The sequence below is a fragment of the Acaryochloris sp. IP29b_bin.137 genome (assembly GCF_028285745.1).
GTDB lineage: Bacteria > Cyanobacteriota > Cyanobacteriia > Thermosynechococcales > Thermosynechococcaceae > Acaryochloris.
In genome coordinates, this window is sequence record NZ_JANQOP010000158.1 from 1 (window position 1) to 1,545 (window position 1,545).

1 protein-coding gene and 1 pseudogene are annotated in these 1,545 nt (G+C 50.6%); both read left to right on the plus strand.

All coding sequences use genetic code 11. The annotated features are described in order from the left end of the window. A pseudogene (locus Q0991_RS11845) lies at positions 1-226 on the plus strand (SAM-dependent methyltransferase); the annotation flags it as partial. Positions 227-232: 6 nt separating this feature from the next. Further along, the gene (locus Q0991_RS11850) at positions 233-877 is read left to right on the plus strand and encodes a VOC family protein (RefSeq protein ID WP_299488703.1); all 645 of its coding nucleotides are present in this window, start codon (positions 233-235) and stop codon (positions 875-877) included. Positions 878-1,545: the final 668 nt, after the last annotated feature.

Here is a 1,545-nt window from a genome sequence, read left to right on the forward strand (position 1 = left end):
ACCGGGAGGCATTTTCGTAACCAGCACCGTCTGCATCGGAGACACCATGGGCTGGTTTAAGCTGATCGCGCCCATTGGCCGATTCCTCGGGTTTTTCCCGTTCGTTGCGGTCTTAACCACCCAAGAGTTAGCCGACAGCTTAACCCAAGCCGGATTTGAGCTGGACTACCAGTGGCAACCGAGCAAGGGTAAAGCAGTGTTCATTGTCGCCCAAAAGCCTGCATAAACGACCATGAAGATGACACTGGATCACGTCTTTATATTGGTGGAGCCGGAAGCTAAGGTGGCTGATCTGCTGCTTGAACACGGCTTTCGAGAAGGACCGAGAAACACTCATCCAGGGCAGGGGACTGCCAACCGTCGGTTTTACTTTACCAATGGCATGCTGGAGTTTCTCTGGGTGCAGGATGCCAATGAAGCCAGAAATGGACCAGGTCAAAGCCTGCACTTCTCTGAGCGAGCTGAAGATCCCGCCGCCTCGCCATTTGGCATCATTTTTGTCTCCCGCCAAGACAATGCCAATCCCGAGATGCCCTTCCCTGGCTGGCATTATCAACCTGACTACTTTCCACCCCCGAAAGGGTTTCATGTAGGTGCCAATTCCGAGAACTTGCTGGAACCGCTCTGCTTTTATGTCCCATTCCAGGATCCGGGCGTACCCCGACCGCAACCTGAACGTAATTCCCAGAGGATTACGGAGGTGGCCATTTCTACCCCATCAACGGATACTCACGGGACGTTGGCGTTGGCGTCAGGGTGCGATCGCCTATCCATCCAATCAGCGAGTGAACATCGGATGGAAATCATGTTGGATCATCGTGCCCTAGGGCACACCCAAGATTTTCGACCTGCAATGCCACTCATTTTGCACTGGTAGCGCAGCGCTCGCCTAAATTCAGCGCTTACTCTGGCATAGTGCGATCGTTCAGAGCCGTAATCTTAGCTCGCCACGGCTTTCCATCTATTGAATTGAATCAACAAAGTGTATTGCCCTCTGCAACAGGAGGGTCGATTTAGCCATACCCTTAACAACAACAATCCCCACAATAGACCGCTGGAGAACAGCCCCTAGCATCGACACCCTGCGCTCGATCTACGATTCATCAGCCGATCAATGGCAAGATAACCTAGTCCGTTTGGGGCAGCTTCATGACTATCAGCTTCTGTTTGAAAGCCCGTCGGTGCGCAACCGCTTACGTCATCTTGACCCGACATCTCACATCCTCGACTGTGCTGTACTTTAAAGCGTAAATTGAGTCTTGTCCTCTTTTGGTGATCCAGAAAAATGTGTTGTAATTCTGCTCACAGATAAACACTAAACAAGGCTGAACCCCTTGATCTACCGTTATGATTCTCAGTCAAATTGGTAAGTTATGAGGCTCTAAATTGTATTTCTTACTCTGATCACCAAAAGAGGACAAGAGCCCGCTAAACGCACAGCTTTAAAGATCTATGCCTTACCCACAAGTCTTGAAAGTCTGCCTGTCAAGTGCTGTCAATCATGAGCCAGTCTCCAAGTATCTGCGATGTCATGGAGCCTCGTGA